Genomic DNA, 17,462 nt, shown 5'->3' with positions numbered 1-17,462 from the left:
GATCAGCGGCCTATCAGGCCATGCCGCCGGCGACGGCCGGCAGGATCGTCACGGTGTCGCCGTCGGACAGCTTGGTGTTGATGCTGTCGAGGAAGCGGACGTCCTCGTCGTTCAGGTAGACGTTGACGAAGCGGCGCAGCTTGCCCTCGTCGACGATGCGGGCCTGGATGCCCGTGTGCCGGGTCTCGAGGTCGGCGAACAGCTCGGCGAGGGTGTCCCCGGTCCCCTCGACGGCCTTCTGGCCGTCGGTGTAGGTGCGGAGGATGGTGGGGATGCGGACCTCGATGGCCATGGTTGCGGGCTCCTGTCGGAAGTAGTCAGGGTCGGGGCGCCCCCTGCTCCGGCGAGGCCGGGAGCTCGGGGGAAGGCGCGCTACGGGGGCGAAGCAAGGGGCACGTGGCGTGCGGAGCCGCGGCTCACGGCCGTACGGCGGCAGGTCAGCGCGTACAGATGGCGCTCTGCAGCCTGCACAGGTCGACGTGCAGCCGCGCCACGAGCAGCATGCCCGGCGTCTTGTCGCTCACGTCAGGGGAAACCATGGGCTCATCGTATCGATTCCCGGTCCGGGTCCCGGAATGTGATCTCATATTCCGGACGCTTTTCGGCCGCCAGGTGAGATCAGTAGGACTCCACGACGGTGACCTCCTCCTCCGTCACCTCGCCCTCCACGATCCGGTAGGAGCGGAACTGGAAGGGTCCGGCGTCGTCCGCGTCGGCGGTCGAGACGAGCACGTAGTGGGCTCCGGGCTCGTTCGCGTACGAGATGTCCGTGCGGGACGGATAGGCCTCGGTGGCCGTGTGCGAGTGGTAGATGACGACCGGTTCCTCGTCGCGGTCGTCCATCTCGCGGTAGAGCTTCAGCAGGTCGCCGGAGTCGAACTCGTAGAAGGTGGGCGAGCGGGCGGCGTTGAGCATCGGGATGAACCGCTCGGGGCGGCCGGTGCCCGCCGGGCCGGCGACGACGCCGCACGCCTCGTCCGGGTGGTCCTGCCGCGCGTGCGCGACGATCTGGTCGACGAGGGCCTGGGTGATGGTCAGCATGCTGGTCAGGATAAGCAGAAGGGCCGTCCCGTACCGAAGGGTGGTACGGGACGGCCCACATGGTGAGCGCTCAGGCCTGGAGGGCCTGGCCGCGCGGCCCTGCCGGGTCCGCCTGCGCGGCCCTCAGGGCCCGGGGTGCCGGCTCAGCCGACCTTCTCGAGCTCCGGCTCGCGGCGCTCGGTGACCTCCGGGTTCCGCGCCTTGAGGATCGCCCAGCCGATGCCGAGGGCGACGGCCCAGCCGGCCATCACGTAGAGGCAGACGCGGGAGTCGGCGTCGTACGCGATCAGTCCGGTGACGAAGAGCAGGAACACGACCGCGACCCAGCTGCACTTCGCGCCGCCGGGGGCGGGGAAGGAGGACGCGGGCAGGCGGCCGGCGTCGACCGCCCGGCGGTACAGGATGTGGCTGATCAGGATCATCAGCCAGGTCCAGATGCCGGCCGCGGTGGCGACGGAGGTGACGTAGCCGAAGGCCTTCTCCGGGACGACGTAGTTCAGGACCACGCCGATGCCCATGAAGAGCACCGAGACGGTGATGCCGATCGCCGGGGTCTTCGTCGAGGAGAGCTTGTTGAAGACCTTCGGGGCCTCGCCGTTGTCCGCGAGGGTGCGCAGCATGCGGCCCGTGGAGTACATGCCCGAGTTGCAGGAGGACAGGGCCGCGGTGAGCACCACGAAGTTGACGATGCCGGCGCCGGCGGGGATGCCGATCATGGCGAACGCCTTCACGAAGGGGCTCACACCTGGTGCGAACTCGGTCCACTTCACGACGCAGAGGATGACCGTGAGGGCACCGACGTAGAAGAGGGCGATGCGCCAGGGCAGGGTGTTGATGGCCTTCGGGAGCGTCTTCTCGGGGTTCTCGGACTCACCCGCGGTGACGCCGACCAGCTCGACGGCGAGGTAGGCGAACATGACGCCCTGGAGGGTCATCAGGGAGGAGCCGATGCCCTTGGGGAAGAAGCCGTCGAACTGCCAGAGGTTGGTGACGGAAGCGGTGTCACCGGCGGCGCTGAAGCCGAAGGTGAGCACGCCGAGGCCGATCACGATCATGCCGACGAGGGCGGTGACCTTGATCATCGAGGCCCAGAACTCGATCTCTCCGAAGACCTTCACCGAGATCAGGTTGGCCACGAAGAGGACCACCAGGAAGACCAGCGCCGACACCCATTGGGGGATCGACGGGAACCAGTAGTGGATGTAGATGGCGGCGGCGGTCAGCTCCGCCATGCCGGTGACCACCCACATCAGCCAGTAGGTCCAGGCCGTGAAATAGCCGAAGAACGGGCCGAGGAACTCGCGGGAGTACTCCGCGAAGGAGCCCGACACCGGGCGGTAGAGCAGGAGCTCGCCGAGCGCCCGCATGATGAAGAAGATGATGACGCCGGCGAGGGCGTACATCAGGATGAGGCTGGGTCCCGCCTTGGCGATGTTCGCCCCGGCGTTCAGGAACAGACCGACGCCGATGGCGCCGCCGATCGCGATCATCTGGACCTGACGGCTGCCGAGCCCGCGCTCGTACCCCTCTTCGGGGGTGTCGCCGCCCACGGCCTCACTGCCGTCGTACTGCTTGTCGACCTGCGATGAGGTCATGTTGGTGCGCCTTTCTCCATGCCGAACCGAGCCAGTCCCTTGGCTTCGGATCGGGTCCCGATCCCCCCGGATGGTGGAGCTTTGTGCCTGGCCGGCGATCCGCCGGCTCGGTGGCGCACCCGGCGGGACATGGGTGGTGTCCGCCGGGCGGTCGTGAAGATCTATCACGGCCGCAACAGTGATCGGCGGCGGCCGGTGTGCGGCACGCCACAGGAAGAACCGGACAAATAAGTACTCCGGTCCGCATTGCGGGCCGGAGCGGTGACGCGATCGTTATTCGGATTTGAGCGTCCGTTGAGCGAACGTCGGAGGGTAATTTGTCCTGACAGTTCAGGGCATAAGGGTGGTCACCAGGGTTTCCTGGAGGCCGCCCAGCCAGAGGTAGGCCATCACCATCGGCTTGCGCGGGTCCTCGTCCGGGAGCCGGTAGAGGTGATCGGTGTCCTCCTCATCGGTGACGTCGAGCCGGGAGCCGATCGCGAGGCGCAGGTCGTTCAGGGCGCGCAGCCACGACTGGGACTCGTCCAAGGACAGCTCGAGGACGGCGGCGCCGTCGCCGCCGGGGGTGAGCGCGTCCAGGGAACGGATCACCGTGAGGGCGTTCTCCCGCTTGGCCGCGCGCAGGTCGTTCTCGGTGAAGCGGCGGAACTCCGCGGAGTGGGCGCGCTGCTCCTCGGCCTCCTCGGGCGTGGCCGCCTCGACGCCGGGGCCGCTGTAGGCGTCGGGGAACAGGCGCTGCAGCACGGGATCGCTGGGCGGCTCGCTGGGGCCCTCCGCGAACAGCTCGGCGAGCGGGTCGTCGGGGGCGTTCTCCGCGGGGCCCGGACCGATGAGCTCCAGGAGCTGCACGGCGAGGGAGCGGATGATGGAGATCTCGACCTCGTCGAGTGCGACGGCCGCGCCGCCGCCGGGGAGCGGTTCGAAGTGTCCAGGCATGGAGTGAGTTCGCTACTTCCGGTCCTGCTGAAGGGTGGCCCACAGACCGTAGCCGTGCATGGCCTGAACGTCGCGTTCCATCTCCTCGCGCGTGCCGCTGGAGACGACGGCACGACCCTTGTGATGGACGTCGAGCATGAGCTTGGTGGCCTTGTCCTTCGTGTAGCCGAAGTACGTCTGGAAGACATACGTCACATAGCTCATCAGGTTGACCGGGTCGTTGTGGACGATCGTGACCCAGGGGACGTCCGGCTCGGGTACGGCGAAGACCTCCTCGGCCGATTCGGTCTTTTCGATCTCTAGGGGTGCGGGAGCCGTCACATCGCCCATGCTGCCACCAGAGAGGGGGGCCCGCACAAACGGGCCCCTCTAAACGGGGGCCCTAAATCGTCAGAGTGACGAAATGGGGGTACGATCCCGTCCATGAACACAGCGGACCTCGGGCTGCCGGTGAATGTCCCCTCGACGGCGCTCTTCACGGACCAGTACGAGTTGACGATGCTGCAGGCCGCGCTCGCGGCGGGGACGGCCGAGCGCCGGTCGGTCTTCGAGGTCTTCACGCGCCGGCTGCCCGAAGGGCGCCGGTACGGAGTGGTGGCGGGCACCGGACGCGTCCTCGACGCCGTCGAGAACTTCCGCTTCGACGCGGACGTCCTCGGCTTCCTGCGCGAGCGCGGGATCGTCGACGAGCCGACCCTGGAGTGGCTCGCCTCCTACCGCTTCAGCGGGGACGTCTGGGGCTACCCCGAGGGCGAGGTGTACTTCCCGGGCTCGCCGATCCTGCGCGTCGAGGGCTCCTTCGCGGAGTGCGTGCTCCTGGAGACGGTGATCCTCTCGATCCTCAACCACGACTCGGCGATCGCTGCGGCCGCCTCCCGGATGGCCTCCGCCGCCGGCGACCGGCCGCTGATCGAGATGGGCGCCCGGCGCACCCACGAGCTCGCCGCCGTGGCCGCCTCGCGGGCCGCGTACATCGGCGGGTTCGCGACCACCTCCGACCTGGCCGCCGGGTTCCGCTACGGGATCCCCACGGTGGGCACGTCCGCGCACGCCTTCACCCTGCTGCACGACCGGGAGCGCGACGCCTTCCAGGCGCAGGTGGACTCGCTCGGCCGGGGCACCACCCTCCTCGTGGACACCTACGACGTCGCCGAGGCGGTCCGCACGGCCGTCGAGGTCGCCGGGACCGACCTCGGTGCCGTGCGCATCGACTCCGGCGACCTGCTGCTCGTCGCCCACCGGGTGCGGCAGCAGCTGGACGAGCTGGGCGCGACCAGGACGAAGATCGTCGTGACCTCGGACCTGGACGAGTACGCGATCGCCTCGCTGGCGGCGGCGCCGGTGGACGCGTACGGCGTCGGCACCCAGCTGGTCACGGGGTCCGGCCACCCCACCTGCTCGATGGTCTACAAGCTGGTCGCCCGCGCCGGGTCGACGGACGCGAGGGCCCCGCTGGAGCCGGTCGCCAAGCGATCGAGGGGCGGGAAGACGTCCATCGGCGGCCGCAAGTGGGCCGCGCGGCGCCTCGACGACCGCGGGGCCGCGGAGGCCGAGGTGATCGGCACCGGGCCGGTACCCGACGAGCTGGTCGACCGGCTGCTCCTGGTCGAGCTGGTCAAGGGTGGCCAGGTCCTCGCTCGCGAGCCCCTGGACGTCGTACGCGACCGGCACTCCAGCGCCCGTGCCGGCCTCCCGCTGTCGGCGACCCAGCTCTCGCGCGGCGAACCGGTCCTCCCCACGGAGTACCTCTGAGACACCGGGAGCCGGCTGCGGCGGGAGGGGCCCGGCGCATGAACCTCCGGTGAGCGGGAATGCAACGGCAGCGTGCCTGCGCACCTCGCGGAAACCGTTTGCCCCCTCCCGCACCGCACCCGAAGTCTCTACGCTCGGTAGTTCAACGGCCGGGCCCGCACCCTCCCGTCGCATCCCACCGTCGAAGGACACCGACCATGCGCCGCGCCTTGATCGTCGTAGACGTGCAGAACGACTTCTGCGAGGGAGGCAGCCTCGCGGTGGCCGGGGGCGCCGACGTGGCCGCCGCCATCACGGAGCTGATCGGGCAGGCGCCCGCCGGCTACCGGCATGTCGTCGCCACCCGTGACCTCCATGTCGCCCCCGGCGGCCACTTCGCCGACAACCCCGACTACGTGCACTCCTGGCCCGCGCACTGCGTGGCCGGCACGGAGGGCGTGGGATTCCACCCGAACTTCGCCCCGGCCGTCGCCTCCGGCGCGATCGACGCCGTCTTCGACAAGGGCGCGTACGCGGCGGCCTACAGCGGCTTCGAGGGCGCCGACGAGAACGGCGTCCCGCTGGCCGACTGGCTGCGGGCCCGCGAGATCGACGAGGTCGACGTGGTGGGCATCGCGACCGACCACTGCGTACGGGCGACCGCGCTGGACGCCGCCCGCGCGGGCTTCCGCACACAGGTGCTGCTCGACCTCACGGCCGGGGTGGCCGAGGAGACGACCGAGCGGGCGCTGGAGGAGCTGCGCGCGGCCGGCGTGGAGCTCACCGGCAAGCCCGTCGTCTAGGCACGCGACCGCGTCGTCCGGCCACGTCGTCCGGGCGTGCCGCTCGCGCACCGGCGGCGTCTACCCGCGGCCGACCGCTCACGGGTGGCCATAAGCGATCACGGATGGTCACACCTGAGGTGTCGGACGTCTGAGCAGGGCCCTGATGGGATGCCACAGCTCCTGCGAGAGCTCGACACCGTTGTCGGGCGCGGTCCGCCATATGAGGCCGTCGGGATGGTGCAGGACCGCGGTGACCTCGTCCGGAGTGGGCGGGGCCGCGTTGCCGCGGAGGTAGACCGCCCGCAGCCCCAGGTTCCGCAGCCGGGTCAGGGCGCGGGCCCGGTTCTGGGCGAGCACCAGGAAGCGCACGCAGCCGCCCGCCGAGCCCGCCGGACTGGGCAGGTTCAGCGCCACCACCACGCTGCCGTTCGGCAGCTTGCAGAAACCTCCTGCGGCCATGCAGTCACACCCCCGTGCGCACCGGTGTCAATAAGAAAACCACAGCACGCACCTAAACACGATCGGCGGCAACCCGCCAGGGGGTTGCCGCCGATCGCCTTCTGACCTGCGTAAACGCGGTTTACTTCACCGCGGGGTCCACCCGGAGCGAGATCGTCGAGCCGTCCTTGGCCTCCTTGACGATCGTGATCTTGGTGTTGGTGTCAGTGATCTTGACACCACCGGTGGGGTTCCGGTTGTCGTAGTAGTCGCTGGTGTGGTCGTTGAAGACCGACACACCCTTCGACGACGGGATCTTCGTCGCGACGTCCGCGCTGTGCAGCGTGATGCCGTCCGTGCGGTACAGGCTGAACGTCGAGTCGTAGGCCTGGATGCGGTTGCGCATCAGCGTCCCGTTGTCCCACCACAGGGCCTTCGGGTGCGAGTCGACGGGCAGCGCGAGACCGACACCCGGGTGCTGGCTGGTGTTGTTGTCCGCCTGCGAGGTGTCCCACTTCCAGATCAACAGGCCGTTCTGGTACGGGTAGTGCTCCACCCAGTCCGGACGGGTCGTCGAGAAGCCGAAGTTGTACGGGCCGACCTTGAGGGTCTTGTCGTACGAGACGTACTGGCGGTTCTCCGCGAGGTAGTACTGCGCGTAGTCCTTGGTGAACGAGGCGCCGATGCGGGAGAAGCCCGCCGCGGTCCAGGCGGCGTCCGCCGACTCGGCGTTGTCCGAGAAGAGCGGCGAACCGTCCGCGGTCACGGAGATCTCGTCGGCCGCGAAGCCCTTCTGCGCCACGCCGCCGTCGGTCTGGTAGCGGAAGCGGAGGTCGATCTTCTTGCCGGCGTAGGCGTCGAGCGAGTACGACAGCTTCTTGTAGCTGTCGACCGTGCCGGTCAGGGCGGGCTTGTCACTGCCGTCGCGCGGGATGGCGGCGCCGTCCACCGTGCCGTCGAGAGCGGTCCAGTTGGCGCCGCCGTCGGTCGAGACCTCGGTGTAGAGGTAGTCGTAGTTCGCCTCGATGTCGTACCAGCCGTCGAGGGTCAGCTTCGCCGCCGACTTGCCCGTGAGGTCCACGGAACGGGTCAGCGTGTTCTTGAGGTTGTCGCCGCTGCCGCTCCACCACTGGGTCGAGCCCTGCGCGGGGTTCACGACCGTGGTCGTGACCGCCTTGTCGGGCAGCGAGACGACGAGCGCCTGCTTGTTCCAGGTGTTGTACTCGGCGACGCCCAGCTTGTGCGTGGACTGCTTGCCGGCCTTGGCCGTGTCGTAGTTCAGCCAGCCCAGCTGGAGCTTGTCCCAGGCGTTGAAGTCGCCCGGCAGGTCGCCGATGGACTCCTTGCCGGTGCCGAGCCACGAACCGGAGGACATCAGGGTCCAGAAACCGGTGGAGTTGTCGCCGCCGGCGGTGTCGTAGTGGTCCGGCAGACCGAGGTCGTGGCCGTACTCGTGGGCGAAGACGCCGAGTCCGCCGTTCTCCGGCTGGATGGTGTAGTCGCCGACCCAGATGCCGCTGGAGCCGATCTGCGCGCCGCCCAGCTTGTTGTTCGCGGGGCCGGTGGCGCCGGCGTCGGTGCCGAAGGCGTACCAGCGGTGGGCCCAGATCGCGTCGGTGCCCTCGACGCCGCCGCCCGCGGACTCGTCCTCACCGGCGTGCACGATCTGGAAGTGGTCGATGTAGCCGTCGGGCTCGTTGAAGTTGCCGTCGCCGTCGTAGTCGTAGCGGTCCCACTGGTCGAACCGTGCGAGGTCCGCCTTGATGGCCGCGTCGGACTTGCCGGCCGCCTTCTGCTGGGCGACCCAGGAGGTGACGCCGTCGCTGACGACGTTCCACACGCTCGGGCAGTTGGTGGAGCCGCAGGCGTTGTTGCCGTAACGGGCCTCGTTGTAGGGGACCTTGACCCAGTCCGCCACCTCGCCGTCGACCGAGTAGCGGCCCGAGGACTGCTTCTCGTAGAACTTCTTCATCGACTCGGTCTTCTTGCCGGTGCCGAAGTAGAGGTCCTGGAAGTGCTTCTGGTTGTAGTCCGCCTGCCAGGCCGTGCTGTTGTCCTTCTTGCGGTCCGGCGCGGCGATCTTGTTGTGCAGCGGTCCGGCGCTGCCCCCGTACTTCGGGTCCGTCTTGTCGCCGAACTCGACCAGGATCGTGAAGATCTTGTCGGTCTTCTCTCGACCCAGCTCGACGTACTTGCTGTCGCCCTTCTTGCTCTTCAGCTGGACGACCTGCGAACCGTTGCGGTTCTGCACCTTGGCGTCGCCGGATATGACCTGGTTCAAGGCCTCCTGGCGCTGTGCGTCCTGCGTCTTGCTGAGCGGCCCGTCGAGGTCGTGGTCGACCGTGTTCTTGGCCGGCATCGGGTCGTGGCGGTCCGCACGCACCGACGGCGCGTCGTCGGCCTGGGCCACGGCGAACGTCGAGAACGTGGCGGTGGCCGCCGCGAGGGCGACGCCCACCGCGGTCGCTCTGAACGTCCATGGTCTGCTGGTCACTTGATGTCCTCCCCCGCGTCCGCTCACGCGGAGGGGGGTCCCGGTCTCAGGAGTGTCCGCGCGCGTATACGCGATTCAAGTGACGACATTCGACCGGAGTTGACACAGAAAAACCAGACCTTGACTTGAACCTGGCAAGTACACTATACGGAGTGGGCGTTCGGTATCCGAACGCCCGTAAAGCACCCCAACAGGCGCGTCCTCATGTCCACTTGATGGACGTAATGACTCCGTGCGCCCCCTGTGCACCGGCACCGTGGGTAAGGTCACGCTTACCGGTCGTTCCACTCGGGCATGCAGGCGAATAGAGTCGATTGGCGGAGCGTCGGAAGTCGGCGGAAAGCCAAGTCGACACCGTTGTCTCACCCCCGATTCTTATCCGCACCCTCCCCCATCGCGAGAGGCACGGGGGGAGTACCCCCATCCGAGGACACGATTGCCATGCCTCGTCCGACCGCCGCACAGCTCGCCTACGGTTCCTGCACCGTGATCTTCTCCACCCTCGCCATGCTGTTGCTGTCTCAGACGAGTTCGGGCCTGGGGATCGCGCTGATCACCGTCTCGGCACTCGCTCTCGGTCTGCTCGTCGCCATGACGGTGCCGTTGCCGAGGACCGCGCCACCGGCCGCGGCTCCGGCGGCCCGGCCCGAGCCCCGGCGCGTGCCCGTGCAGCGGGAGCCCGTCTCCGCCGGGGTCGACCCGGTGCGGGAGCCGACGGCCTCCTGACGACACGACGGCGGGCCCGTGGATCACGGGCCCGCCGATCCGTTGCCTCTGCCCCGCCTCAGCCCGCGCTGACCACCACCGTCTTGGCCGCCTTGTCGTGCAGGCCCTGCTTGTAGGGCTTGTCGAAGAAGCTCCAGCCACCGGCGATCGCCGTCCAGATGCACGCGCAGCAGAACGCGAACGGCAGCCACAGGACCAGCGATCGGATCAGCATGGTCTGCACGGAGGGCGTGGCGCCGTTGTCGAGGTCGGCCACCCGCAGCTTGAACAGCTTCTTGCCGAGGGTCTGGCCCGTCCTGCTCATCATGATCGTGTCGTAGGCGACGTAGAGGACGGCGGCGATCACCTCCTTCCCGAAGGAATCGGCGAACTGCATCTTGTCCGTGTCCACGGTGTACTGGCGGAAGCCGAAGGCCAGCGACACCAGCCACACCACGATGCCCACCAGGATCATGTCGATGATCCTCGCCAGCACCCGCTTGCCGCTGTCGGCGAGCGGGGGCATGCCGGCCAGCGGGTCGCCGCCGTAGGGGCCTCCAGGGCCGTAGGGATCGCCGCCGCCCCCGCCGTACGGAGGCGGCTCTCCGCCGCCGTAGGGGGGCGGCTGGCTGCCGTAGGGGGTGTCGTACGGTGAGCCGCCGCCGGGAGGCGGGGGGCCGCCCGGGGGCGGAGTGCCGTCGCCCGGGGGCGGAGTGCCCCAGCCGGGAGGCTGCGAGCCGCCGCTCGGGGACGCCGGACTGTCGTACGGCGAACCGCCGCCCTCGGCGGGCGGGGGCTGCTTCTTGAACGGGTCGTCGTCCGGTGGCTGGCCGGACCCGGGGGGCGGCGGTTCGCTGCTCATGGCCCGAGTCGACCGTGAACCCTCCCCCGCCGCATCCGGCGAGCGGCCGTACGGGGGACCACCGGTCCCGGCGCCCCCGCTGGGGGCCGGGGGCTAGGAGGACGCCACGAAGGTGTGGGCCGCCTTGTCGTGCCAGCACTGGCGCCACGGCTTGTCGAACAGGCACCACAGCACCCCGACCACACCGACGACCAGGATCCCCGGGACGCTGTAGACCAGCCAGCGGCGCAACGCCAGGCCGAAGCTCGGCGGTTCGTGACCCTCGATGTCGCGCACCTCCAGGCCGAACAGCTTCTTGCCCAGGGTGCGGCCCCACTTGGCGGTGGGCAGCGCGTCGTACAGGACGCCGAAGACGAGCAGGACGGCGAGGACGATGCCGAGACTGCTGCCGGTCGTGCCGTCGAGCAGCCAGACCGTCACCTTCTCACCGGACAGCTTGGCCGCGTCGATCTTCTCGTTCACGTGGTCGATCGCCCTGGTGCCCAGCGGCACGGCAACCACGGCGGTCACGCCGGCGAGGACGACGGTGTCCACGAGCCGAGCGGCGAGCCGCTTGCCGAGGCCCGCGGGCCGCGCCGCCGCCTGCCGTCGCGCCGCGGCCTGGAACACGTCGTCGACCGGCGGCTTCCACGGCGCGACCGGCCGGCCCTCCTCGGCCGGGGCACCCGCGAGCCGGTGCACCTGCTGTGCCCAGGAGGGCTGTCCGCCACCGGGACCGGAGGTCACCGGAGTGGAGCCGCCGGACTGCTGGGGGACGGCCGGAGCCGGAGCCGACGGTGCGGCGGCGTTCCGCGCCGCGGCGGCGGCCTGCGCTGCCTGCCCGGCGCCGAAGCCGCCTGCCGGCGGGGCAGCCGCGCCGGACGTGGCGGGAGCACCGGACGCGCCCGCGGCCGGGGCCGTGCTCCCCTTCTGCGCCCCGCCCTGCCGGTCCGTGCGCGGGGAGAGCGCGCGGAAGGCCATGGTGCCCTCGGCGGGAGGGGAGTCCTGGGAGCCCTGGGAGCCGGGTGCGGCGGAGCCGGCGTTCCCGGCTCCCTCCGCGCCGCCGGAACCCTGGCCGCCCTCCTGGCCCGCGGGCCGCACCGGACCCGTGGGCCGGCGGAAGACGACGGTGCCGCCGGACGCGGGAGGCTGGGCGCCGCCGGCGGAGTCCGCGGGCGGGATCGTCGCCGTGCCGTCCGTGCGGGCGGACACGCCGTCGGGCTGCACGGCCGGTTCGGCGGGCTGCGCGGCGCTCGGCAGGCGGGGGTCGACACCGTGCGGCGCGCCCCAGGAGACCCGCCGGTCCTGCTCACCGCCGAAGCCGGTCTGCCGGGACCGGTCGGCGCCCCACGCGCTGGCGGGTTCGGGCCGGCTGCCGTGCTGCGCCTCGGCCGGGGACACCCGCGGGGACGGATCGGCGGGCTGCGGGTCCTCGTCGAAGAAGTGCGGCCCCGTCTCCTCCGTCGTGGGAGTGCCCGCCGGTTCGCGCGACGTCCCGTGCGGGACCGGGTACTCGGGAGAAGGTGCCGGGGCGGGCACATGGGCGGGGGCCGCACCCGGCGGAGGCGCGAGCCGTTCGCCCTCGGACGGCGCCGGACGGCTCGTGCCCGGCACCCACGCAGCGCCGTTCCAGTACCGGACGTAGCCGGGGATGGAGGGGTCCGGGTAATACCCTTCGCGGGGCCTGTCGTCGCCGGGGGCCGGGGTTGGGGCGCTCATGTCCGTCGTCCCGTATCTGCTCGGTGGTCACTTGGGGGCTCCACATCTATCAGACCGGCGCTCCCGCCACGGCCGCTCCCGCCGTACCCACTCCTTTCGGGCGCGGATCCGCCACGTACGGCCGTGATCCGGAACCGGTCCGGAAGAAATCCGCGGAACCCGCGTAATGGTTCCGCGGCGACGCGCTCTCCACTCGTACAGGGACCGCCCGGCGGCCCTGTACGACGAAAGGAAGCGCACCGGCATGAACACCGTCGTGGAACGCGAACTCGAGCTGAGGCTCGTCCTGTCGCCCGAACGCAGCATCCCCGTCCCGGCACGGCTCACCTACCGCGCCGACGACCCGTACGCCGTCCACATCACCTTCCACATCGGCTCCGACCACCCGGTCCACTGGACCTTCGCCCGCGAGCTGCTCGTCGAGGGGGTGTTCCGGCCGTGCGGTCACGGCGACGTGCGGGTGTGGCCGACGAAGGTCGCCGGGCGCAGCGTCGTCCTGATGGCACTCAGCTCGCCGGACGGGGACGCGCTGCTCGAAGCGCCCGCCGCGCAGGTGTCGGCCTGGCTGGAGCGCACCCTGCGGGCGGTCCCGCCGGGCACCGAGGCCGAGGAGCTCGACATCGACGACGGTCTCGCCGAGCTGCTGGCGCCGACCCCGGCCGACGACCTGTGGATGGGCGACCCATGGCCCTCGGACGAGTCCGGGGACGGGGAGTGACGCGCGGCGCGCGGACGGATCAGAACAGCTTGCCCGGGTTCAGGATGCCCAGCGGGTCGAAGACCTCCTTGACCGCCCGCTGCATCTCCACCCCCACCGGGCCGATCTCACGCGCCAGCCACTCCTTCTTCAGGACGCCCACGCCGTGCTCGCCGGTGATCGTGCCGCCGAGCTCCAGACCGAGGGCCATGATCTCGTCGAAGGACTCGCGGGCGCGCCGGGACTCGTCGGGGTCGGCGGCGTCGAAGCAGACCGTGGGATGCGTGTTGCCGTCACCCGCGTGCGCGCACACCCCGATGGTCAGGGCGTACTTCTCCGCGACGCGTTCGATGCCTTCGAGCATGTCGCCGAGTCGGGAGCGCGGCACGCACACGTCGTCGATCATCGTGGTGCCCTTGACCGCTTCGAGCGCGGTGAGGGACAACCGCCTGGCCTGGAGCAGGAGTTCGGACTCGGCCGCGTCCTCCGCCGGCACCACCTGGGTGGCGCCCGCGGCCTCGCACAGCGCCCCCACGGCGGCGAGGTCGGCCGCCGGGTCGTGGGTGTCGAAGGCCGCGAGGAGCAGCGCTTCGGTGGTCTCCGGGAGTCCCATGTGCGCGAGGTCGTTGACGGCCTTCACCGTCGTACGGTCCATGAGTTCGAGCAGGGACGGGACGTGGCCGCCCTCCATGATCCGGCACACCGCGTCGCAGGCGGCGCGCGCCGACCCGAACTCGGCGGCCAGCACCAGTTGCGCGGGGGGCTGCGGCCGGAGCGCGAGGACGGCCCGGACGACGATGCCGAGGGAGCCCTCGGAGCCGACGAACAGGCGCGTGAGGTCGTATCCGGCGACGCCCTTCGCCGTGCGGCGGCCGGTGCTCATCAGCCGTCCGTCGGCGAGGACGACGTCCAGGCCGAGGACGTACTCGGCCGTCACTCCGTACTTGACGCAGCACAGGCCGCCGGAGGCCGTGCCGATGTTGCCGCCGATCGTGCACATCTCCCAGCTGGAGGGGTCCGGCGGGTAGTAGAGCCCGTGTTCGTTGACCGCGCGGGAGAGCGTGGCGTTGACGACGCCGGGTTCGACGACGGCGATCCGGTCGACCGGGTTGATCTCCAGGATGCGGTCCATCTTGGTGAGGGACAGCACGATGCAGCCCTCGGAGGCGTTGGCGGCGCCGGACAGGCCGGTGCGGGCGCCCTGCGGGACGACGGGTACGCGCAGGTCGCTGGCGGTCCGCATGACGTGCTGGACCTGCTCGACGGTGCGCGGGAGGACGACGACGGCGGGCGTGCCCGCCTCGCAGAAGCTCGCCATGTCGTTGGCGTACGAGGCGGTGACGTCCGGGTCGACGAGGACGGATTCGGCCGGCAGGCCGCCGCGCAGGCGGTCCACGAGGTCGCCGGTCGCCGCCGTGGCTTCGTCGTGCGGGGCTTCGATACGGCTCATGATCACAGGTTCGCACCCGCGGCCATCGGTGTGAACCCCATCCGCGCGAGCCTTGCCGTACCGCGATGTGGTCTTCGTATTGACGCACAGTGAGCCGCATGGAGAACGAAGAGCGACAGCCGGTCCTCACCGGGCTTCAGCCGCACGGGCCGGCCGCTCCGCGGCGGCGCCCCCGCACGGTCAGGCGCGTGCTGATCGGCGTGACCGCGGGCGGCGGCGTCCTCGCCGGTGTGCTGGTGCTGCTGCCCGTGCTGCGGCCCGCCACGGCACCGCGGCCCGCGCCGGGTTCGGTGGCGCGGGCGATGACGGCGGTGGGGGCCGGGGTTCCGGTCGCGCTGCCCGATCTGAAGGCGCTCATCGGGGATCGCGAGGCGCATGTGCGGGCCCATCCCCGGGACGGCCAGTCGTGGGCGGTGCTCGGCAGCGCGTACCTGGAGCAGGCCCGGCGGACCGCGCTGCCCGCGTACTACCCGAAGGCCGAGCAGGCGCTGCGCACCTCGCTGCGGGTCAGGACGCAGGGGAACGTGGAGGCGCTGGACGGCCTGGCCGCGCTCGCCGACGCCCGCGGCGACTTCCGCGAGGCGAAGAAGTGGGGCGAGGCCGCGGTGGAGCTGGCGCCGAAGCGGTGGACGACGTATCCGCTGCTCATCGACGCGTACCGGGGTCTCGGGGACTTCAAGGCGGGCCGCAAGGCGCTCGACAAGCTGACGGCGCTGCACACCGGGCCGACCGTGCAGGCGCAGGCCTCACGGGTGTACTGGGACCGCGGCTGGCGCGAGGACGCGGTGGCCGTGATCACGGACGCGGCGGCGGGCGCGGGGAGCCCCGCCGAGCAGGCGGTCCTCATGGAGCAGGCCGGTGAGCTGGCGTGGGAGCGCGGCGAACCGGAGGAGTCGCTGCGCTACTACCGGGCCGCGGTGCGCGCCGATCCCGACGAGCACGGGGCACTCGCCGGACAGGGGCGCGCGCTGGCGGCGCTGGGGCGCAGCTCGGAGGCCGTGCGCGCCTACCGGGCGGCGATCGCCAAGCGGCCCACGCCCCGGTACGCGCTGGAGCTGGGCGAGCTGTACGAGAAGCTCGGCATGGACGCCGACGCGCGCACCCAGTACGACCTGCTGCGGCAGCGGGTGCGGCAGGAGAGCGCGGAGGGCGTGGACGACGAACTGGTCCTCGGGATCTTCGAGGCGGACCACGGCGACCCGCTGGAGGCGGTGTGGCGGCTGCGCGAGGCATGGGAGCGGCACCCCAGCATGCCCGTCGCGGACGCGCTGGGCTGGGCGCTGCACCGGGCCGGGGAGGACGAGGAGGCGATCAAGTTCGCCAACCGGATCACGGACAAGGAGCACGGCGGCGGGGTGCGCAGCGCGCTGTACATGTACCACCTGGGTCAGATCGAACTGTCCCTGGACCGCACCGGCTCGGCCCGCCGCCATCTCTCCGAGGCGCTGCTGCTCAATCCGCACTTCTCCCCGCTGCTGGTGCCGCAGGCCCGGCAGGCCCTGGCGGACCTGGGCGAGCCCCCGGCGGTGGGGCCGGAAGAGCTGGAGGCGGAGGAGCCGGAGGAGGAGGCACCGGCCGTGGGGGCGGCCGGCGCTCCGGCCCCGGCCCCGGCCCCGGCGCCGGGCACGGGCGCGGCGCCGACCGCCGGCACGGGCAGGACCCCGTCCGGGGGCGCCACCCGCACCCCGGCCGCCACCTCCCCCGCCGCTCCGGCCCAGCCCTCGGCCGGGCCCACGGCGGGATCGACGGCGCGTCACCCGGCGACGCACTGAGCGGCCGCGCGCCGGACGGGCCCGGCGGTTCAGACGGCGGCGGTGCCGATCAGCGCGTTGCGGGTGACCAGGGCGGCCAGTTCCGTCTCGTCGAGGGACTCCGTGCCGGCCGGGCGGCGCGGCAGGACCATGTAGCGGGTCTCGGCACTGGAGTCCCAGACGGAGATCTCGGTGTCCGCCGGCAGGCCGAGCCCGAACTCGGCGAGCACCGCGCGGGGTTCGCGGACGACGCGGGAGCGGTAGGACTCGGACTTGTACCAGCTCGGGGAGGGGCCGAGGAGCCGGAGCGGGTAGCAGGAGCACAGCGTGCAGACGATGACGTTGTGGAGGGTCTCCGTGTTCTCGACGACCCGCAGCCGCTGGTACGAGCCGTCCATGAAGCCGAGTTCACGCACGGCCGCGGTGCCGTCGGCGAGCAGACGGGACCTGAAGGCCGGGTCGGTCCAGGCCCGGGCCACCACCCTGGCGCCGTTGGCGGGGGACGCGCCCGACAGGAAGGCGTCGATCACCTCGTCCAGCGCGCCGCCCGAGAGCACCCCCTTCTCCTCCAGGAGGGTCTCCAGGCGGCGCACCCGCCGGGAGATCAGGGCGTCGTCGTGATGGTCACCGCTCATCTTCGGGGTCCTCTTCCAGATAGCTTTCCCACAGGTCCAGTACGACGTGGTGGTCGCCCTCACCCCACAGGTCACGGGCCGCGAACCGGACCGCGTAGACCTGCTCGACGGGGGCGTCGTCGCGTCCCTGGGCGCTGACGTCGGCGAGCTGCGCGCCGCCCTCCGCCTCGACGACCACGCCGCGCTTGCCGCGCGCGTAGCGGGGCAGGCGGGTGTGGTGCGGCGGGTCGTGGAGGTAGGTGCGCACGAGGTCGCCGGGCGCGAAACGGTCAGGCATCGGGTCCGCCCGGCTGCCCGGGTCCGGCGGAACCGCCGGGCCGCGCGAGGCCGTCCGGCCCGTCCGCGCCGACCGCACCGTCCAGTTCACCCGGTGCGAGGACGCCCTTGCGTTCCAGCAGGACGCAGATCGCGATGAACCACCGCTCGTAGTACGACGTCGTGAGGTACCGCGCGGGCGGGATGGACTCGATGGCGTCCCGGAACTCGTTCGTGTTGAACAGCCCCTGCGCGCGCAGGGCGTTGAAGAGGCCGACGACCCGGGCCTCCCAGTCGGCGTGGAAGGGTTCGGTGTCGTCGGTGGTGTCGACGGCGCCGAACCCCTGCATGCCGCCCACGTCGTTGATCCTGGCCATGCAGTCAGCCTA

General features: G+C 71.1%; 19 protein-coding genes. 5 read left to right on the top strand and 14 right to left on the bottom strand.

Annotated features, from left to right (window positions below; translation table 11 throughout):
* Nucleotides 1-13: 13 nt before the first annotated feature.
* The 6 genes from ABEB03_RS03415 to clpS form a co-directional block, all read right to left on the bottom strand.
* Entirely contained in the window at nt 14-292 is a 279-nt protein-coding gene (locus tag ABEB03_RS03415; RefSeq protein WP_028804751.1) for a MoaD/ThiS family protein, read from the bottom strand.
* Nucleotides 293-437: 145 nt separating this feature from the next.
* A complete protein-coding gene (locus tag ABEB03_RS03410; RefSeq protein WP_323186695.1) occupies nt 438-539 on the bottom strand; it encodes a putative leader peptide in 102 nt (33 codons plus the stop codon).
* Between the two features lie 79 nt (nt 540-618).
* Complete coding sequence (locus tag ABEB03_RS03405) at nt 619-1,041, bottom strand: M67 family metallopeptidase (protein ID WP_095934628.1); 423 nt, start codon at nt 1,039-1,041, stop codon at nt 619-621.
* A gap of 143 nt (nt 1,042-1,184) precedes the next feature.
* A complete protein-coding gene (locus ABEB03_RS03400; protein WP_345640923.1) occupies nt 1,185-2,636 on the bottom strand; it encodes an amino acid permease in 1,452 nt (483 codons plus the stop codon).
* A gap of 330 nt (nt 2,637-2,966) precedes the next feature.
* Nucleotides 2,967-3,572 (bottom strand): DUF2017 domain-containing protein, encoded by a 606-nt coding sequence (locus ABEB03_RS03395; RefSeq protein ID WP_345640921.1) that lies wholly within the window; start codon nt 3,570-3,572, stop codon nt 2,967-2,969.
* A gap of 12 nt (nt 3,573-3,584) precedes the next feature.
* A complete protein-coding gene (gene clpS / locus ABEB03_RS03390) occupies nt 3,585-3,902 on the bottom strand; it encodes an ATP-dependent Clp protease adapter ClpS (protein WP_028804747.1) in 318 nt (105 codons plus the stop codon).
* A gap of 93 nt (nt 3,903-3,995) precedes the next feature.
* Between clpS and ABEB03_RS03385 the strand changes: the two genes are divergently transcribed.
* On the top strand, nt 3,996-5,324 hold the full coding sequence (locus ABEB03_RS03385; RefSeq protein ID WP_345640919.1) for a nicotinate phosphoribosyltransferase: 1,329 nt from the start codon (nt 3,996-3,998) through the stop codon (nt 5,322-5,324).
* Between the two features lie 197 nt (nt 5,325-5,521).
* The gene (locus ABEB03_RS03380; protein WP_095934632.1) at nt 5,522-6,106 is read left to right on the top strand and encodes an isochorismatase family protein; all 585 of its coding nucleotides are present in this window, start codon (nt 5,522-5,524) and stop codon (nt 6,104-6,106) included.
* Nucleotides 6,107-6,214: 108 nt separating this feature from the next.
* On the opposite strand, the gene ABEB03_RS03375 is transcribed toward ABEB03_RS03380, so the two are convergent.
* The gene (locus tag ABEB03_RS03375; protein ID WP_345640918.1) at nt 6,215-6,547 is read right to left on the bottom strand and encodes a hypothetical protein; all 333 of its coding nucleotides are present in this window, start codon (nt 6,545-6,547) and stop codon (nt 6,215-6,217) included.
* Nucleotides 6,548-6,668: 121 nt separating this feature from the next.
* Nucleotides 6,669-9,020, bottom strand: a complete 2,352-nt coding sequence (locus ABEB03_RS03370) for an immune inhibitor A domain-containing protein (protein WP_345640917.1) — start codon at nt 9,018-9,020, stop codon at nt 6,669-6,671.
* A 441-nt stretch (nt 9,021-9,461) separates the two neighbouring features.
* Here ABEB03_RS03370 and ABEB03_RS03365 point away from each other — a divergent pair, with 441 nt between their 5' ends.
* Nucleotides 9,462-9,746 carry a hypothetical protein gene (locus tag ABEB03_RS03365; protein ID WP_179332442.1) on the top strand — a complete coding sequence of 95 codons (285 nt, stop codon included), beginning with the start codon at nt 9,462-9,464 and terminating at the stop codon, nt 9,744-9,746.
* A 58-nt stretch (nt 9,747-9,804) separates the two neighbouring features.
* On the opposite strand, the gene ABEB03_RS03360 is transcribed toward ABEB03_RS03365, so the two are convergent.
* Together ABEB03_RS03360 and ABEB03_RS03355 are read right to left on the bottom strand one after the other, a co-directional pair.
* Complete coding sequence (locus ABEB03_RS03360) at nt 9,805-10,587, bottom strand: RDD family protein (RefSeq protein WP_028804741.1); 783 nt, start codon at nt 10,585-10,587, stop codon at nt 9,805-9,807.
* A gap of 93 nt (nt 10,588-10,680) precedes the next feature.
* Nucleotides 10,681-12,285: an RDD family protein gene (locus tag ABEB03_RS03355; protein ID WP_345640912.1), complete on the bottom strand. Its 1,605-nt coding sequence runs from the start codon at nt 12,283-12,285 to the stop codon at nt 10,681-10,683.
* A gap of 244 nt (nt 12,286-12,529) precedes the next feature.
* On the opposite strand from ABEB03_RS03355, the gene ABEB03_RS03350 reads away from it, so the two are divergent.
* Nucleotides 12,530-13,003: an SsgA family sporulation/cell division regulator gene (locus ABEB03_RS03350; protein ID WP_345640910.1), complete on the top strand. Its 474-nt coding sequence runs from the start codon at nt 12,530-12,532 to the stop codon at nt 13,001-13,003.
* 19 nt (nt 13,004-13,022) lie between these two features.
* On the opposite strand, the gene ABEB03_RS03345 is transcribed toward ABEB03_RS03350, so the two are convergent.
* Nucleotides 13,023-14,438: an FAD-binding oxidoreductase gene (locus ABEB03_RS03345; RefSeq protein ID WP_345640908.1), complete on the bottom strand. Its 1,416-nt coding sequence runs from the start codon at nt 14,436-14,438 to the stop codon at nt 13,023-13,025.
* Nucleotides 14,439-14,530: 92 nt separating this feature from the next.
* On the opposite strand from ABEB03_RS03345, the gene ABEB03_RS03340 reads away from it, so the two are divergent.
* A complete protein-coding gene (locus tag ABEB03_RS03340) occupies nt 14,531-16,204 on the top strand; it encodes a tetratricopeptide repeat protein (protein WP_345640906.1) in 1,674 nt (557 codons plus the stop codon).
* A gap of 29 nt (nt 16,205-16,233) precedes the next feature.
* On the opposite strand, the gene nthA is transcribed toward ABEB03_RS03340, so the two are convergent.
* From nthA to ABEB03_RS03325, 3 genes are read right to left on the bottom strand one after another with little or no spacing between them, the layout of a single operon-like run.
* Nucleotides 16,234-16,818: a nitrile hydratase subunit alpha gene (gene nthA / locus ABEB03_RS03335; RefSeq protein WP_028804737.1), complete on the bottom strand. Its 585-nt coding sequence runs from the start codon at nt 16,816-16,818 to the stop codon at nt 16,234-16,236.
* The gene (locus ABEB03_RS03330) at nt 16,808-17,095 is read right to left on the bottom strand and encodes an SH3-like domain-containing protein (protein ID WP_095934640.1); all 288 of its coding nucleotides are present in this window, start codon (nt 17,093-17,095) and stop codon (nt 16,808-16,810) included. The genes nthA and ABEB03_RS03330 overlap by 11 nt, the downstream gene beginning before the upstream one ends.
* On the bottom strand, nt 17,088-17,450 hold the full coding sequence (locus tag ABEB03_RS03325) for a hypothetical protein (RefSeq protein WP_345640902.1): 363 nt from the start codon (nt 17,448-17,450) through the stop codon (nt 17,088-17,090). The genes ABEB03_RS03330 and ABEB03_RS03325 overlap by 8 nt, the downstream gene beginning before the upstream one ends.
* Between the last annotated feature and the right edge of the window lie 12 nt (nt 17,451-17,462).

It is taken from the genome of Streptomyces siamensis, from assembly GCF_039543605.1.
In the GTDB taxonomy this organism is placed as follows: Bacteria; Actinomycetota; Actinomycetes; order Streptomycetales; family Streptomycetaceae; genus Streptomyces; species Streptomyces siamensis.
The sequence above is the reverse complement of the archived record's forward strand: the minus strand, read 5'-3'. Positions and strand labels throughout refer to the sequence as shown.

Excerpts from the sequence above, each read along its gene's own strand:
- ABEB03_RS03415 (WP_028804751.1), bottom strand. The coding sequence starts at position 292 with ATGGCCATCGAGGTCCGCATCCCCACCATCCTCCGCACCTACACCGAC.
- ABEB03_RS03375 (WP_345640918.1), bottom strand. The coding sequence starts at position 6,547 with ATGGCCGCAGGAGGTTTCTGCAAGCTGCCGAACGGCAGCGTGGTGGTG.
- nthA (WP_028804737.1), bottom strand. The coding sequence starts at position 16,818 with ATGAGCGGTGACCATCACGACGACGCCCTGATCTCCCGGCGGGTGCGC.
- ABEB03_RS03410 (WP_323186695.1), bottom strand. The coding sequence starts at position 539 with ATGGTTTCCCCTGACGTGAGCGACAAGACGCCGGGCATGCTGCTCGTG.
- ABEB03_RS03360 (WP_028804741.1), bottom strand. The coding sequence starts at position 10,587 with ATGAGCAGCGAACCGCCGCCCCCCGGGTCCGGCCAGCCACCGGACGAC.
- ABEB03_RS03325 (WP_345640902.1), bottom strand. The coding sequence starts at position 17,450 with ATGGCCAGGATCAACGACGTGGGCGGCATGCAGGGGTTCGGCGCCGTC.
- ABEB03_RS03380 (WP_095934632.1), top strand. The coding sequence starts at position 5,522 with ATGCGCCGCGCCTTGATCGTCGTAGACGTGCAGAACGACTTCTGCGAG.
- ABEB03_RS03355 (WP_345640912.1), bottom strand. The coding sequence starts at position 12,285 with ATGAGCGCCCCAACCCCGGCCCCCGGCGACGACAGGCCCCGCGAAGGG.
- ABEB03_RS03385 (WP_345640919.1), top strand. The coding sequence starts at position 3,996 with ATGAACACAGCGGACCTCGGGCTGCCGGTGAATGTCCCCTCGACGGCG.
- ABEB03_RS03405 (WP_095934628.1), bottom strand. The coding sequence starts at position 1,041 with ATGCTGACCATCACCCAGGCCCTCGTCGACCAGATCGTCGCGCACGCG.
- ABEB03_RS03365 (WP_179332442.1), top strand. The coding sequence starts at position 9,462 with ATGCCTCGTCCGACCGCCGCACAGCTCGCCTACGGTTCCTGCACCGTG.
- ABEB03_RS03350 (WP_345640910.1), top strand. The coding sequence starts at position 12,530 with ATGAACACCGTCGTGGAACGCGAACTCGAGCTGAGGCTCGTCCTGTCG.
- clpS (WP_028804747.1), bottom strand. The coding sequence starts at position 3,902 with ATGGGCGATGTGACGGCTCCCGCACCCCTAGAGATCGAAAAGACCGAA.
- ABEB03_RS03340 (WP_345640906.1), top strand. The coding sequence starts at position 14,531 with ATGGAGAACGAAGAGCGACAGCCGGTCCTCACCGGGCTTCAGCCGCAC.
- ABEB03_RS03395 (WP_345640921.1), bottom strand. The coding sequence starts at position 3,572 with ATGCCTGGACACTTCGAACCGCTCCCCGGCGGCGGCGCGGCCGTCGCA.
- ABEB03_RS03400 (WP_345640923.1), bottom strand. The coding sequence starts at position 2,636 with ATGACCTCATCGCAGGTCGACAAGCAGTACGACGGCAGTGAGGCCGTG.
- ABEB03_RS03330 (WP_095934640.1), bottom strand. The coding sequence starts at position 17,095 with ATGCCTGACCGTTTCGCGCCCGGCGACCTCGTGCGCACCTACCTCCAC.